Source organism: Paenibacillus sp., from assembly GCF_035645235.1.
In the GTDB taxonomy this organism is placed as follows: Bacteria; Bacillota; Bacilli; order Paenibacillales; family YIM-B00363; genus Paenibacillus_AE.
On sequence record NZ_DASQMZ010000126.1, the window covers coordinates 1 to 13,994 of the forward strand.

The 13,994-nt window shown below is 61.3% G+C and carries 16 protein-coding genes; 8 read left to right on the forward strand and 8 right to left on the reverse strand.

Features of this window, described 5'->3' with window-relative positions:
• Both VEZ38_RS11840 and VEZ38_RS11845 read left to right on the forward strand, forming a co-directional pair.
• On the forward strand, positions 1–234 hold a 234-nt coding region (locus VEZ38_RS11840), incomplete at its 5' end, for a helix-turn-helix transcriptional regulator (RefSeq protein ID WP_324893582.1).
• A gap of 58 nt (positions 235–292) precedes the next feature.
• Positions 293–1,027: a DsbA family oxidoreductase gene (locus tag VEZ38_RS11845; protein WP_324893584.1), complete on the forward strand. Its 735-nt coding sequence runs from the start codon at positions 293–295 to the stop codon at positions 1,025–1,027.
• A 364-nt stretch (positions 1,028–1,391) separates the two neighbouring features.
• On the opposite strand, the gene VEZ38_RS11850 is transcribed toward VEZ38_RS11845, so the two are convergent.
• From VEZ38_RS11850 to VEZ38_RS11860, 3 genes are all read right to left on the reverse strand, one after another.
• Positions 1,392–1,682 carry a CD3324 family protein gene (locus VEZ38_RS11850; protein ID WP_324893586.1) on the reverse strand — a complete coding sequence of 97 codons (291 nt, stop codon included), beginning with the start codon at positions 1,680–1,682 and terminating at the stop codon, positions 1,392–1,394.
• 240 nt (positions 1,683–1,922) lie between these two features.
• Complete coding sequence (locus VEZ38_RS11855; RefSeq protein WP_324893588.1) at positions 1,923–5,213, reverse strand: DEAD/DEAH box helicase; 3,291 nt, start codon at positions 5,211–5,213, stop codon at positions 1,923–1,925.
• Positions 5,210–5,536 carry a CHY zinc finger protein gene (locus tag VEZ38_RS11860; protein ID WP_324893590.1) on the reverse strand — a complete coding sequence of 109 codons (327 nt, stop codon included), beginning with the start codon at positions 5,534–5,536 and terminating at the stop codon, positions 5,210–5,212. Before VEZ38_RS11860 ends, VEZ38_RS11855 begins: the two co-directional genes overlap by 4 nt.
• 110 nt (positions 5,537–5,646) lie before the next feature.
• On the opposite strand from VEZ38_RS11860, the gene VEZ38_RS11865 reads away from it, so the two are divergent.
• Both VEZ38_RS11865 and VEZ38_RS11870 read left to right on the forward strand, forming a co-directional pair.
• Complete coding sequence (locus VEZ38_RS11865; protein ID WP_324893592.1) at positions 5,647–5,778, forward strand: hypothetical protein; 132 nt, start codon at positions 5,647–5,649, stop codon at positions 5,776–5,778.
• A 50-nt stretch (positions 5,779–5,828) separates the two neighbouring features.
• Positions 5,829–6,734 (forward strand): aldo/keto reductase, encoded by a 906-nt coding sequence (locus VEZ38_RS11870; RefSeq protein ID WP_324893594.1) that lies wholly within the window; start codon positions 5,829–5,831, stop codon positions 6,732–6,734.
• 12 nt (positions 6,735–6,746) lie between these two features.
• Here VEZ38_RS11870 and VEZ38_RS11875 read toward each other — a convergent pair whose 3' ends face one another.
• Complete coding sequence (locus tag VEZ38_RS11875) at positions 6,747–6,992, reverse strand: hypothetical protein (RefSeq protein ID WP_324893596.1); 246 nt, start codon at positions 6,990–6,992, stop codon at positions 6,747–6,749.
• 151 nt (positions 6,993–7,143) lie between these two features.
• Between VEZ38_RS11875 and VEZ38_RS11880 the strand changes: the two genes are divergently transcribed.
• Positions 7,144–7,683: a class I SAM-dependent methyltransferase gene (locus VEZ38_RS11880; protein ID WP_324893727.1), complete on the forward strand. Its 540-nt coding sequence runs from the start codon at positions 7,144–7,146 to the stop codon at positions 7,681–7,683.
• Between the two features lie 129 nt (positions 7,684–7,812).
• Here VEZ38_RS11880 and rbsK read toward each other — a convergent pair whose 3' ends face one another.
• Together rbsK and VEZ38_RS11890 are read right to left on the reverse strand one after the other, a co-directional pair.
• On the reverse strand, positions 7,813–8,727 hold the full coding sequence (rbsK, locus tag VEZ38_RS11885; RefSeq protein ID WP_324893598.1) for a ribokinase: 915 nt from the start codon (positions 8,725–8,727) through the stop codon (positions 7,813–7,815).
• The gene (locus VEZ38_RS11890; protein ID WP_324893600.1) at positions 8,724–9,653 is read right to left on the reverse strand and encodes a nucleoside hydrolase; all 930 of its coding nucleotides are present in this window, start codon (positions 9,651–9,653) and stop codon (positions 8,724–8,726) included. The genes rbsK and VEZ38_RS11890 overlap by 4 nt, the downstream gene beginning before the upstream one ends.
• A 144-nt stretch (positions 9,654–9,797) precedes the next feature.
• On the opposite strand from VEZ38_RS11890, the gene VEZ38_RS11895 reads away from it, so the two are divergent.
• Complete coding sequence (locus VEZ38_RS11895) at positions 9,798–10,562, forward strand: helix-turn-helix transcriptional regulator (RefSeq protein WP_324893602.1); 765 nt, start codon at positions 9,798–9,800, stop codon at positions 10,560–10,562.
• Between the two features lie 6 nt (positions 10,563–10,568).
• Here VEZ38_RS11895 and VEZ38_RS11900 read toward each other — a convergent pair whose 3' ends face one another.
• Both VEZ38_RS11900 and VEZ38_RS11905 read right to left on the reverse strand, forming a co-directional pair.
• A complete protein-coding gene (locus VEZ38_RS11900; protein ID WP_324893604.1) occupies positions 10,569–11,681 on the reverse strand; it encodes an aminopeptidase in 1,113 nt (370 codons plus the stop codon).
• Between the two features lie 271 nt (positions 11,682–11,952).
• Positions 11,953–12,633 carry a RibD family protein gene (locus VEZ38_RS11905; protein ID WP_324893606.1) on the reverse strand — a complete coding sequence of 227 codons (681 nt, stop codon included), beginning with the start codon at positions 12,631–12,633 and terminating at the stop codon, positions 11,953–11,955.
• A 202-nt stretch (positions 12,634–12,835) separates the two neighbouring features.
• Between VEZ38_RS11905 and VEZ38_RS11910 the strand changes: the two genes are divergently transcribed.
• Entirely contained in the window at positions 12,836–13,537 is a 702-nt protein-coding gene (locus VEZ38_RS11910; RefSeq protein WP_324893607.1) for a MerR family transcriptional regulator, read from the forward strand.
• 168 nt (positions 13,538–13,705) lie between these two features.
• Positions 13,706–13,984, forward strand: coding sequence for a hypothetical protein (locus VEZ38_RS11915; protein ID WP_324893609.1), 279 nt, complete (start codon positions 13,706–13,708; stop codon positions 13,982–13,984).
• Positions 13,985–13,994 lie beyond the last annotated feature (10 nt).

The window sequence follows — 13,994 nt, forward strand, 5'->3', positions numbered from 1 at the left end:
CATCTGAGCCCCTTCCACTTAACGAGGCTCTTTCGGGAAACGACGGATACGGCGCCGATCCAGTATTTGATTCGATGCCGCATGGAAGCGGCGATGCGACTGCTGTCCGGCACGGACGACAGCGTCGAGCGCATCGCGGAGCAGGTCGGCTACGTCAGTCCGGGGGCGTTCTACCGCCAATTCAAGAAGGCGGTCGGGACGAGTCCGGGAGATTACCGAAAGAAATCGATGTAAGGCGTTTTACTTACTTTTAATAACTAAGTATAATGGATGGCATGGAGGTGCTTCGCGCATGAAGGTGGAGATATGGTCGGATTACGTCTGTCCGTTTTGTTATATCGGCAAGCGCCGCTTCGAGGAGGCGCTCGCGTCGCTCCCGTTCGCCGGCGAAGTCGAGGTCGTCTTCCGCAGCTTCGAGCTCGACCCGCGCGCGCCGAAGGATGCACCGTATGACGTCATGGAGATGCTTTCGAAAAAGTACGGCACGAGCCGGGAGCAGGCCCGTCAGATGAACGTCAGCGTCGCCGCGCAGGCGAAGGAGGTCGGCTTGACGTACAATTACGACGCTTGGGTCGTCACGAACACGTTCGACGCGCATCGGCTCGCGCATTACGCGGCCGCCCGCGGGAAAGCCGCCGAGCTGACCGAGCGGCTGATGTACGCTTACTTCACCGAGGGCAAATTTATCGGGGACCGGGCGACGCTCGCGGCGCTCGCCGCCGAGGTCGGGCTCGATCAGGCCGAGGCCGCCTCGATGCTCGAGAGCGACGACTATGCGGACGCCGTGCGCGCCGACGAGCAGGACGGCGCGGCCCTCGGCATCCGCGGCGTGCCGTTCTTCGTCATCGACCGTAAATACGGCATCTCGGGCGCGCAGCCGACGGCGACGTTCGTCGGCGCGCTTCGCGAGGCGTGGGACGAGAGCCGGCCGAGCCTGTCGATGGTCGGCGACGCCGGCGGCGGCGCGGGCGACGCCTGCGCAGCGGACGGCTGCGCCGTGCCGGATGCGCCGGCCGGGAAAGAATAATCTTGGATGCCGCACGCGCAGAGGAAGCTGGCCCGAGTCGGGCCGGCTTCCTTTGCGTTATACAGCGTCGTAGCCTGCAAAGCCGATCGGCCCACCTGCCCGCCGCCCCTGATCCGACCGACCGCCCATTGCCGTAAAAGTGCTCAAATTTTGCGCTTATTTCGAGGAATGCTTAAATTTTGCGCTTACGGCGGGGCAGCCTGCGGTGGAGCGTTCGGCGTGCGGGCGGCGACGGCCCGGACGGAGGCGTTCGACGGACGGGCAGCGGCGGCGGCGCACGATACGTTGGCAGTAGGCCGCGAGGATGCCCGACCGGGGGGACGGCGCTACGGAAACGAAGAAGAGCCGCCCCGAGGGCGGCTCCTTATTTCGTTTTCAATACAATTTTCCGAATGCTCTCCCCCGACAGGTGATAGCTCCGCTCGAGCTCCTGTACGGTCCAACCGCTGGCGTAGCGGCGGCTGATCTCCAAGTTGCGCTCGGCGATTTCCCGCCTCGCGCCGCTTCGTTCGCCCCAGCCGGCCCGCCGCTCGTCGCCCTTCGGGATGTACACCAGTTCGCCTTGGACGAACTGCTGCAGCTCCTTCAACAGGCGCGGGGGAAGCACGTCCTTCGCGTTGACGTAACGTACGGGGCTCGCCTCCTCGAAATCCAAAGCGAAAAAACCGCGGAAGGCGTTGGCCTCCCAAGGCTTGGCGTCGAAATCATATTAGGAGGGGAGACCGCTAGGCCTCCCCATCGCTTTACAGGCTCTCTTCGTCGTTAGACGAAGATCACCTCTGTTTGATTTACCACACCGATCAACCCCTTTCCTTCAGCATTCGTCGGGCCCGACTTCTACATTGTACCCCGCCGCCGCACGTTCGAAAAGAGAAAGAATCGATATACTCGTTCGTTACCTCGACGAGAGGCTGAGCAGCTCCCGAACGTCCCCTTCGGTCCAGCCCGGCTCTCCCGCGGCGACGAGCTCTTCCGCGAGGCGGCGTTTGCGCTGCTGGAGCTCGAACATTTTCTCCTCCACCGTGCCTTGGCTAAGTAACCGTACAACCTGAACGACGCGCTTCTGTCCGATGCGATGCGCCCGATCCTCCGCCTGCCGCTCGACCGCCGGGTTCCACCACAGATCGTACAAAATCACCGTATCCGCACCCGTCAGATTCAGCCCCGTGCCGCCGGCCTTCAGCGAGACGAGGAACACGTCCCGCTCCCCCGCGTTAAACCGCTCGACGAGCGATACGCGTTCGGAGGGCTTGGTGCTCCCGTCCAAATAAAACTGCGGCACCCCGCGCCGGCCTAGTTCGCGCCTGATCAGTCCGAGCATCTCGGTGAATTGGGAAAACACGAGCATGCGGCGGCCCGCCTTCCGACCGTCCTCTACGAGCGCCAGCAGCTCCTCGAATTTGGCGGATGCGCCCGTATAGCCCTCCACGAACAACGCGGGATGGCAGCACAGCTGCCGCAGGCGCGTGATGCCGGCCAATATTTTGAGCTGCGCCTTCTGGAAACCGTCCTCCGCCAGCTGTTTTTCGGTTTCGTCCCGCAGCCTTGCCAAATACGCGGCATACAGCTTCTTCTGCTCGGGCAGCAGGGCGGTCGAAAGCACGGTTTCGATTTTTTCCGGAAGCTCCTGCAGCACGTCGGACTTTCGCCGCCGGAGCAGGAACGGCCGCAGCCGCCGCACGATCGCTTCCTTGCCGAGCTCGGCGAATGCCTTCTTGCCGGGGAACAGCCCGGGGCAGACGACATGGCAGATGGACCAGAGCTCTTCCGCCGCGTTCTCGACCGGGGTGCCCGTCAAGGCGAATCGATGCCGGGCGTCGACGGCTTTCGCCGCTTGGGCCGTTTGCGTGGCGTTATTTTTAATGAATTGCGCCTCGTCGAGGATCAGCGTATGGAAGCGCAGCTTTCGATAAATCTCGAGATCCCGCCGCAGGAGCGGATAAGAAGTAACGATCGCGTCGACCGCCGGCGCGTTCGCCAGCGCCGTCCGCCGGGCTGCCGCCGCGTCGTCCGCGACGGCGACCCGAAGCCCCGGCGCGAACGCGCAAAGCTCGTTGCGCCAGTTGTACAGCAGCGAAGCCGGACAGACGATCAGCGCCGGCGTCCCCTCCGCCCGCATCGCCGGCAGCGATGCGACGAGGTACGCGATCGCCTGGATCGTCTTGCCGAGACCCATCTCGTCCGCCAGGATGCCGCCGAAGCGATGCTTCGCGAGCGTCATCATCCAATGAAAACCGTAGGCTTGGTAATCCCGCAGCGTCCCGGCGAAGCCGTCCCCGAGCGAGTGCTCCGCATGGTCCGGGTTCCGGAGGGCAGCGAGCAGCCTGCGGAGTCGGGCGCCGAATCCGAGCGCGTCGCCGTCCGCGTACCGCTCCAACGCGTGCAGGCCGCCGAGGAGCGGCACCCGCAGCTCGTCCCCCGCGCCGGCTTCGCTTAGAAATCGGCTAATTTCCCGAAAGCCGTCGCCCTCGAGCGGCACCAGCGTCCCGTCGGACAGCCGATGGTATTTTCGCTTCTCCCGAAGCGAGCGCACGAGCGAGCGAATTTCCGACTCCGGCACGCCCTCGAGGTCGAGCCGCAGCTCCAGCCAATCGGTGCGCTCGTCCGCCTCGACCTTCAGCTTCGGCCGCGAGCGCAGCGGCAGCAGCCGGTTCCTCACGGCGGTCGTGGCGTACACCTTGGCCCACCGCTCCAGCTCCGGAACGACGCGATACAGAAATTCGTACTCGTCGTCTTCTCCGGCCAGAAACAGCCCGGCCTCGGTTTGGACGAACGGACAACGCTCCAGCAGCTCGAGAATCCGGCGCTCCCGCACGTCGTCCCGCAGCGCGACGCGCTCCTCGCCCCCCTGCCGTCCGCCCGCCTCGATCGGATTGACGACGATGTCGCCGTAATGAAACTCGACCCCGGCGACGAGCCGATCTCGCACCCGATCCAAGTACAGCTTGGCGACGAGCGGCTCCCGGACGAGACGGTCCGCGACGTCGTCGGCGAGGCGCACGGCGCCGAGCCTTCGCAGGCCGGGCAGCGCCTTCTCCATGAACGGCGCGAACCGCTCCCGCGGGATGCGAATGTGCTTCGTGCGCGACGTCTCCAGCAAGCGAATGAATTCGAAGAGCCGTCTTCGTTCGTCCGGCGGGCCTTCCAGCAATCTTCCCTCGAAAAAGACCGCGTCGTATTCCGGCAGCGCGACGATGCCTTCCAGACCGCTCACGTCGAGCCGCACGTCCCCCGCAGCCCCCGCCGCGTCGAACGCGAACGAGAGCGGCAGCGGTCCCTCGGCGCCATGAATGCCGTCGGCCGTCACGCCGCCGGCAGTCAGCTTGACGAGCGGCGCGCGCCGCAGCAGCGGCAGCAGCTCGCGCCACGCGAACGGATGGACGTCGAGCGCGCCGGGGGAGGGGGCGCGTTTCGAAGCGGCGCCGCCCGGGTCCGCCCGCGCCGCGCGAAGCAGCGCTTCGACGACCGCCGCGTCGTCGGCTTGGAACCGGTGGCTTTCGGGGTCGTATGCGAAGCCCTTCGCAGCGGCGTATCCGCTCCCCCGCTCGACGGCATCGAGCAGCAAGTCGATCCGGCGAACGGGAACAAGCGTCGCCGGCGAGAGGCCGAGGCGCAGCCCGACGCGAATGCGGCTTCCCTCCCGCCGGTCGGGCAACGCTTCGCATAAGAATTCTACGGCGAGCGGGGCGCGCGCGTCGAAGGCGCTCCGCCGCGCCGCGGACCGGACCGGCGCGGGATCGAACAGCTCGAGCACGCGGCTCGCGAGACCCCCGTCGTTCGCCGGCGCCCCGCCTCCGGCATCCCGCAACGCCAAAAGCACGGCGGCGATATGCTTGCAATATTGATCCTCCGGATGGAACGCCGGGCAGCCGCACGCCGCCTTCGCTTCGCCTGGCCCAAGCTCCCAGACGCGCACCCGACGAACGCCTTCTTCATCCTCGACGGACGCGTCGCGGCGTCGATGCCTTCCGACGACCCCGCCGAGCCCGTCGAGCTCGTCGATCCCTCCGTCCATGCCGTCATCGCCTTTCCCGCCGCCGACGCCGGCAAAGCTTCCGCCCTCCTCGTCTTCGTACGCGTCCAGCACCGTCACCCGGCCCGCCGCCAACAGCGCTTGTCCGTCCTCGAACGCGAAGCGCCCGCACCAGCGCCGAATTCGTTCGAGCGTCAGCGTAGGCGCGCTCACGACGTCGGCCCTTCGAAATAGAGCGGATAATGCGACTCGCACCTCGGATTAAACCCGATCCCGCACGCGGGGCACAGGTACCCGCATCCGAGATACGCCTCGATCGTCAGCTCCTCGCCGCAGCCGCCGCACAGCACCGCCCGTTCGCCGCGTTCCTCGAAACGCCATAACGCCGGCGGATGACCGGCCGCTTCCTCGTGGCAATAGTAACACCCGTAGTAAGCGCCGCAGCATTTGAATTTGATCGCGATGACGTCGAGCGGTCCGCGATAATGTTTGCACCGCGTCTGACCGTCGATCGCTCCGATGGTGTTGTCTCGCACGGATGCGCCACCTCCTCCGGGGTAAAATGGGATGCACTCCGAGTATTCGACGACGACTTGTACAGAACTAGAAGTCGACGAAACGCCAATTATTTGGAGGGAATCCTGCAATGGATGTACAATATAAAGTACGATTCGAGCCCTACGCCCTGCCCTGCGAGCGGCTCGTCGTTCCGGAGCCGCTCTGGAATGCGATTATGAATACGCCGGGGTGGTTCCCGGTCGTCGAAACCCAGCGATAAACAAGCCCAACGCTCCGACGACCGCCATCCCCTACGAAGGAGTGGTTCCCTTGAAGAAAAACAAGCTCGGAACGTCGGAGCTGTACGTCAGCGAAATCGGCCTCGGCTGCATGTCGCTCGGCACGGACGAAGCGAAAGCCGTCTCCATCATACATCAAGCGCTGGAGCGGGGCATCAATTTCTTGGATACCGCGGATTTATACGACGAGGGGCGCAACGAGGAGCTGGTCGGCAAGGCGATCGCCGGCCGCCGCGGAGACGTCGTGCTCGCCACGAAGGTGGGCAATCGCCGCGTGCCGGGCCGGGACGGCTGGACGTGGGATCCGTCGAAACGGTACATTCTGACCGCGGTGAAAGATAGCTTGCGAAGGCTCGGTACGGACTACATCGATCTGTACCAGCTCCACGGCGGTACGATCGACGATCCGATCGACGAGACGATCGAGGCGTTCGAGCAGCTGCGGCGGGAAGGCGTCATCCGTTATTACGGCATCTCTTCCATTCGCCCGAACGTCGTCCGCACGTACGCCGCCCGCTCCGGCATCGTGAGCGTCATGAACCAATACAGCGTCGTCGACCGCCGGGCGGAGGAAGATATTCTGCCCTTGCTGCAGGCGAAGGGGATCGGCCTGATCGCCCGCGGGCCGCTCGCCGGCGGCGCGCTGGCGGCGACGAAGCAGCCGACGGAAGGCGCGCTCGACTACACCGCAGAGGAATTGCTCGCCCTGCGCGAACGGCTGAAGCCGCTGACGAACGAGGCGCGCAGCCTGACGCAGCTCGCGATTCGTTACCCCCTCGCGCATCCTGCCGTCGCGACGGCCCTCCCCGGCGCCAGCTCGGCCGAGCAATTAGCCGCCAACGCGGCCGCGGCGGACGCGCCGCCGCTTACCGAGGAGGAGATCGCGGTCATTCGCCGGGTCAGCAAAGCGAACCGATACACGCAGCATAGGGACTAGGCGGCTACACGCCTAGTCCCCTGCGCGTTTCACTTCCTTCACGACCGCCTCGGGGTCGATCTGGACATGTTCCGTGTATTCGACCAGCTCCGCGATGCACCCCGGCCCGACACGCACCCGATTGCCCCGGATGACCCGCGCTTCGGTCCATTCCAAATCGAGCTCCGTGCCTTCGATCAGCTCCGCGCGCAGCGCGCCCTTGCGGCCGAAGCCGAGCAGCTCGGACAGCCGCGAGAACAATCGCCAAAACAAATCCACCGGCGCGACCTACCAAATAAGACGCCAGTATTTTACAATACTAGAGAAATAGTATGCTGGGGAGGAAATCATAATCGAGAGCTACTGGAACCACAACACCGCCTTTCACGAGGAGATCGTCAAGGATGCGAAGAAGCGCGGCGGACGCGTCCTGGACATCGGGTGCGGCGACGGGCTGCTGCTCCAACGCCTCGCGCCGCATGTACGGCAGGCCGTGGGCATCGACCCCGACGAGGGCATGATTTCGCGCGCGCGAACGCGGCTTGCGGACGCGCCGCAGGTTTCGCTCGTCGCCGGCGATTTCCTCGCCATGCCGGTCCCTCCGCGGGAGGAACGTTATGACACGATCGTTTGTGTTGCGACGCTGCACCATATGGAGTTAAGCAGCGCGCTGCGGCGCATGGCGGAAGCGCTCGCGCCCGGCGGGCGGCTCCTGATCGTCGGGTTAGCGGCCGATAAGTCGCTGCTGGATATGACCGTTTCCGGGCTGCTCCTTCTCCCGATCCGCGTCATGGACAGGCTGCACGGCGGGATGCGGGATCCGGGCGTCCGGATGGCGGAGCCCAAGGAATCCATTGCCGACGTTCGCCGGGCGGCCCGCGACGTTCTGCCGGGGGCAGTCCTCCGCCGGCGCTTCTATTTCCGATACGTATTGACCTGGGACAAACCGAGAGAAGAGCGACTGAGGTAAGGGAATCCGGTTGGAAAAGGAAGCTCGGCGGAATCCGCGGCCCTCCCTCGCAAAAAAGAAGGCGGTACGAAGAGTAGACGTCTACCCTCCGTACCGCCTTCGATTTCGCTGCGCTCCGCCGCAAGAGCGCTACCCCTCGTTCACCTCGGCGAGCGTCGGCATGCCCGCTTGCGCCCCGAAGCGCGTCACGGACAGCGACGCCGCCCGCACGCCGAACGCGAGCGCCTTCGCCGGCGGCCAGCCCGACGCGAGGCCGTACCCGAACGCCGCGTTCAGGCAATCGCCCGCGCCGGTCGTGTCGACCGGCTTCACCTTCGGCGCCGGGACGACGCGCAGACGACCGTCCTCGAGGAAGGCGGCGCCGCGCGAGCCGAGCGTGACGACGAGGCGGTTGCCGTGCGCCGCCTCCCAGCGGGCCATCGCCCGCTCCAGCGCCGCGTCGTCATCCACCGCGATCGTCTCGCCGGACAGCGCCGCGAACTCGGTTTCGTTCGGCGTCATCCAATCGGCCAGCCGGATCAGCGAGTCGGGCAGCGCCCGCGCCGGCGCCGGGTTCAGCACGGTCGTCACGCCCGCCGACCGGGCGACGGACAGCGCGCGCTCCACGGCGGCCAGCGGAATTTCGAGCTGCGCCAGCAGCAGGTCGGCGCGCTCGATCAACGCTCGATGCGATTCCACCGTCTCGGGCGTCACGCGCCCGTTCGCGCCCGGCACGATGACGATGCAATTATCCTCCGGCGTATGCAGAATCGTGGCCGTGCCCGTAGCCGTTCTGTCCAGCCGCGCGACCGCGACGGCCGCCACGCCGGCGTCCTCCAATCCGGCGATCAGCTGCCCCGCGAAGACGTCGTCCCCGACGGCGCCGATCATCGCGGCGTCCGCCCCGAGACGGCCGCAGCCGACCGCCTGGTTCGCGCCCTTCCCGCCGGGGATATAATGGATCGCTTCCCCCTCGATCGTCTCGCCCACAAGCGGCATCCGGGAAGCGGAGACGACGAGGTCCATGTTGAGACTCCCGACGACGACGATGCGAGGCGCGCTCATTGCTTCGAGCCGCCCTCGAGCTTGCGGAACAAATCCCGGAAGATCGCGTCCCGATGGAGGCTGTAGACGTACCGGATCGAATGGCGCGTTGGATCTTGGCACCAATGCCCGTCGTCCGAGATGCGCGGACTCGGCGCCAAATAGCTCGGCGCCCAATTCGGATCGACGAGCCAAGCGATCGTCGAGATGTCCCATATGACGCGCGTGTAGGCGTAATGGTCCTTCGCGCAATTCTTATACGTCTCGTGGAGGTACTCGCCGATCGGACCCGATGGCAACACGTAATCGCGGATCTCGGAGAGCGACGTGTGGAGATGCGAAGCGACGCCGCAGCAAGGCACGAGCACGACCGGCGCGCCGCAGTCGAAGATGACGCGGGCGGCGGGGACGTCCTGATACAGGTTGAACTCCCGCGTATTCGGCCAGTTGAACGCGTGCCCTCCGAGCCAGACGACGACGATGCGCTCGACGATCGCCGGCTCCATCAATATCGCGGATGCCACGTTCGTAATCGCGCCGATCGCCACGACGTACAGCGGATCCGCCGGGTCGCTCGCCATCGCCCGCTCGACCAAGTTCCGCGCCGCCTCGCTCTCGACGAAGCCGCCGCCGGCCGGCAAATACGACGTCGAGCCGCGGTACACGGGCACGTCCTCGCGGCCGAGCAGCGGGAGAATGCGCAGAATTTCCTGGTAGCTCTTCTCCATCCCGTCGGCGGGACCGGTCGATAAATCGTTGAAGAACGGAGCGGCGTACAGCGCCTCCACCTTCACGCTCTCCGGCGATGTAAGCGCATACGTAACCGCGAATTGATCGTCGATTTCGTTGAACGTATCGGTGTCGAGCACCATCCGCACCGTACGTCCGGGATGCTGAAGCTTCCGAAGCAAGTCCTCCGGTTTAATGCCGGGATAAGTCGCCGCCATGTCATGCCCCTCCGTATCGTATCATGAATTGGTTTCCTTGCTTCCCCCATCTTATCCGCAATCCAGCGGTTCCGGTATCATCATTCGGTCGATTTATTATATAATCTGGCTAATTGGACAAGAAATGCGAAGGAGGCCGTGCGCATGGAAGCGACGCTGGATTTCCTGTTTCGGATCGACCGCAAGCAGGAGGAGACGATCCCGTTCCACAAGCACCGCTGCTACGAGCTCGTCTATTACGCGGCCGGCCGCGGCGGCACGAGGATCGGGGGCAAGGAATGGCGGTTCGACGCCGGGCGGTTCGCGATCGTCCGCCCGTTCACGCTTCACGACGAGCGCCATGACGCGCCGACCGACGTCCTGTGCGTCGGCTTCGCGCGCCCCGACGACGCGCCCGCCCTCGCCGAAGGCGTCTACGACGACGACCCGGAAGCGCCGCTGCTGCCGCTGCTGGAGCGCATGCTCGCGGAGCTGCAGGCGAAGCGCCCCCGGTTCGCTCGCATGCTCGACCTTTACTCGGCGCAGCTTGCGCTCGAGTTGGAACGACGGCTGCCGACGGAGGGGAACTCGGAGGAGGGGGATCATTTTCTGTATACGCTGAACTTTATGAACGAGCACTTCTCGCAGCGGATCGACTTCGCGTCGCTTTCCGCGCTCGCCGGGTACAGCTACGACCGGTATCGCCATCTGTTCAAAGAAAAAACCGGCTATTCGCCGGTGCAGTACCTCATGAACAAGCGGATGGAGCACGCGCGCAGGCTGCTTCTGCATACGCGGCTTCCCGTCTCGGCGGTCGCGCTCGAATGCGGCTTTTCGAACGACGCGCAATTTTGCAGCGTATTCAAGCGGGAGCACGGGCTCACGCCGCGCGCGTTTCGGGACGGCGGCCGCCTCACCGGGGGGCCGTGAAGCGCCCTACTCCATCAAGCGCTCCGGGTTGAGCGGCAGCAGCGGCTCGACGACGAACCGGCCGTCTTTGCTGATTAAGACGTCGTCGAAGTAGATTTCCCCGCCGCCGTGCTCCTTGCCGAGCAGCAGCACAATGTCCCAATGGATCATCGACCGGTTCCCGTTGTCGCACTCCTCGTACGCATCCCCCAGCGCGAAATGAACGCTTCCGCTGATTTTCTCGTCGAAGCCGATGTCGTTCATGACGCGGTCCACGTATGGATTGACGCCGATCGCGAATTCCCCGACGTATCGCGCGCCCTCGTCGATCTCGAGGATGTCTTGCAGACGGGCGTCGTTGTCGCTTTCGAACGAGACGATCTTCCCGTCCTGAAACGTAAGCGATATGCGATTGAAGGCATGGCCCCGGTACATCGCTTTCGTATTGAACGCGATCGTGCCGTTGACGGAGTCCCGCACCGGGGCCGAAAACACTTCCCCGTCCGGCAGGTTCACCTTGCCGTCGCACGCGATGGCAGGCAGTCCCTTCACGGAAAACGAAACGTCGGTGCCCGGCGCGACGACGCGCACGCGGTCCGTTTCCTGGAGGAGCGATGCGAGCGGCGCCATCGCCGCGCTCATTTTCCGATAATCCATGGTACACGTCTTGAATAAGAAGTCCGTATACGCCTCCAAGCTCATGCCCGCCTGCTGCGCGTACGCCTTCGTCGGGTAATTCAGCACGATCCAGCGCTTGCGGCGCATCTCTTCGCGGACCGGCTGGAACGCCTTCTGGTACGCGTTGCGGCGATCGGCCGGTATATCGGCCGTTTCGGCCGTATTCTCCTCGCCGAGAAATTGAACGACGGCGTCCATCTCTTTCATGCGAGCGAGCTTATACGAGGCGTCGGCCTCGAATTGGGCGGCCGAGCCGCCGAGTTGGAGCTTGCGCTGCACCGCGTAATCGGATATTTCGACGAACGCGAGGCCGCCGGCGGCGTGAATTTGCTCAACGAACGCCTGCACGGCGAACATGTCCTTCACGTCGAGCGCGGAGATCAGCACTTTCTCCCCGGGCTGCACCTGCAGCGAATACGAAATTACGGTATGGGCCAACTGCGCCATGCGCGGATCGAGCATTCGGGTTCCTCATTTCTATTGGGAGAGAATGATACGACAATTATTCTTGATTATCGTACAAGCGTACCCTTTAGTCGAGCAGTTCTAACTTCTTGATCGAATCGATGATAGCGCTCGATGGGAGGCAGAAGGTTTGTCCCGACATTTAAATAAGATATATACGATTTAATTACTTCGTCGCATGAAAATAGATTTCCATCCAATTCGGCCCTGGCAAGGAAGTACCCTAATTCTTCGGAACTACAACCGATTTTTAGCGATTGCCAATCCGCTATAAGGATTTCACCTTGTAATGCGCAAATATGGCACCGGTCGACAATGGCTTCGTTTGGATTAACTCCAAGCGAGTAAGAAACTCCACGTTCGTCAAATCATCGCAATCAAACAAGGTCGGCGTTCGATGTCCCCCAACGGCCACTGGCGCATATATAATACTGATTTCATCGATAAGTTGTTGTCGAAGAAATGCGCCGTTTATTTTACCGCCGCCGCTTAAACCTAATCTTCGGAATCCTTTGTCATAAAGAACCTCTAGCGACTTTTTTAAATCGATCTTGTCGCCCCGTCCAGCAAGTACATACGGAATTCTTTTGTCATTCAACTGATCCAGGTAAGTATCCGCAACATTTTCTTTTGTAACGACAAGTACTCCTTCGGATTGAGCCCACTCGATTCTGCCCCTGCCGTCAAACACAATATAAGCCTTTGATTTTTGAGGCCAATACATTTCTTTCGAAAGTTTAACACTGTGGCGCCTAAATACCTCCAATGTCTCGCTTCCAGAGATGATTCCATCGCAGTCGAGATCATCAAATAACTGGTGGGTGATCTGGTTTGCGTCTCCGTCAATGTTGAGTTCGGTCCATTCGCTTACGTTGCGGTCGGGGCCTGTCGTGATGCGCCCGTCAATGGATGAAAACATGTTTAATATTACAAATGGCCTTTTTTTCATTGAAACTCCTCCTCTATAATAGCTTGTAGCCCTCGAACTCGATTTCTTGATCTCTTATTTCCAGAACTGTAAGTTTATCTTACAACACTCGTGCAAGTGATAAGGTTTATAATGATGCGCTCATTAATTTTAGGGGTTACTCTCTGCAAACCTTCTCATTAATCTTTAATCATTATTACGAAGCTTATTGCGAGGCGAAATCATGACAACCCGACCAATCGATATTGCGAGAAAACTTTGCATCAGCACAAGCGCTTTAAGACATTATGAGGCTTGGGGGATCGTACCCGCGATCGAACGTTCATCTAACGGCTACCGGGTTTACACGGACGAACATGTAGCATATTTTGAATGCATTCGAGCTATGGGACCAGGATTCGGCATGAAATTAACCTCGGAGGTTTTGCGAAAAATACAGCAGAAAGATGTGAATTCTGCACTCTGGTTGGTGAATGAGGCTCAGGTGTCACTGCATCGTGAAAAATTCATTGCCGAGAAGACAATTCAACTACTGGAATCTAAAGAGCTCGACAACCTGGACAAAGGTAAGGAAAGGAAGGAAATGACTATCGGGGAGGTTTCAGCCGAAACGGAAATCCCTAGTTCGGCTATTAGATACTGGGAAAAAACGGGGCTGATCAAACTGACTCGTGATGAAAATGGTTACCGTACATTTACCAATTCGCATGTACGACAAATCCTTCTAATTCGAACCCTGCGAACGGCTAATTATCCACTTGAAACAGTTCTCCATATTTTGAAAGAGTTGGATCAAAACAATGTCGAACAAGCACGAAAGATTGCTCGTAATTCCCTGGAGAACTTACATATGAAAAACCATGATCAATTACGAGGAATGCATTATCTTTACAACTTATGTAGAAAGGTAAACCTGCTTTGCTAAGCATATATTTTCAGCTTAGGCTCGACGATCGTAGGTTGCCGGGGGTTAACATACAGCCTTCCAAAAAAAGAAAAACGACAGCGGATTGCGACATACTTTGCGCGTCCAAATCCTTAAAATAGGAAAGGTACTGGTTTTTAGAAATAGATTTTGGAGGGAGCATGCCGCGTGGATACGATGTTATTTAGCACCGTCGGACCCAAGGTAAAGCAGCAAGCGTTATGGTTTATTCAGGAGGAGCAGGAGAAAATCCTACATAACCACGCTGTCGGCGCCGTCACCCGGGATCACGCCGTCGGAGCGCTTAGCATGCTTTACCAGATCGCATCACGCTTGCGCGACATGGAATGCATGCGAAATTTACAACAGACGATTACAGACATACGCAGCGTCAGGTTTCCTGGATTGCCGATAAGGGAGTCGGCGGAACGGCTAGAATTTTCTTAAAGAAGTAAGC

Coding starts and splice junctions, on each gene's coding strand:
- VEZ38_RS11845 (WP_324893584.1), top strand. CDS start 293: ATGAAGGTGGAGATATGGTCGGATTACGTCTGTCCGTTTTGTTATATC.
- VEZ38_RS11865 (WP_324893592.1), top strand. CDS start 5,647: ATGGATGTACAATATAAAGTACGATTCGAGCCCTACGCCCTGCCCTGC.
- rbsK (WP_324893598.1), bottom strand. CDS start 8,727: ATGAGCGCGCCTCGCATCGTCGTCGTCGGGAGTCTCAACATGGACCTC.
- VEZ38_RS11890 (WP_324893600.1), bottom strand. CDS start 9,653: ATGGCGGCGACTTATCCCGGCATTAAACCGGAGGACTTGCTTCGGAAG.
- VEZ38_RS11895 (WP_324893602.1), top strand. CDS start 9,798: ATGGAAGCGACGCTGGATTTCCTGTTTCGGATCGACCGCAAGCAGGAG.
- VEZ38_RS11900 (WP_324893604.1), bottom strand. CDS start 11,681: ATGCTCGATCCGCGCATGGCGCAGTTGGCCCATACCGTAATTTCGTAT.
- VEZ38_RS11905 (WP_324893606.1), bottom strand. CDS start 12,633: ATGAAAAAAAGGCCATTTGTAATATTAAACATGTTTTCATCCATTGAC.
- VEZ38_RS11910 (WP_324893607.1), top strand. CDS start 12,836: ATGACAACCCGACCAATCGATATTGCGAGAAAACTTTGCATCAGCACA.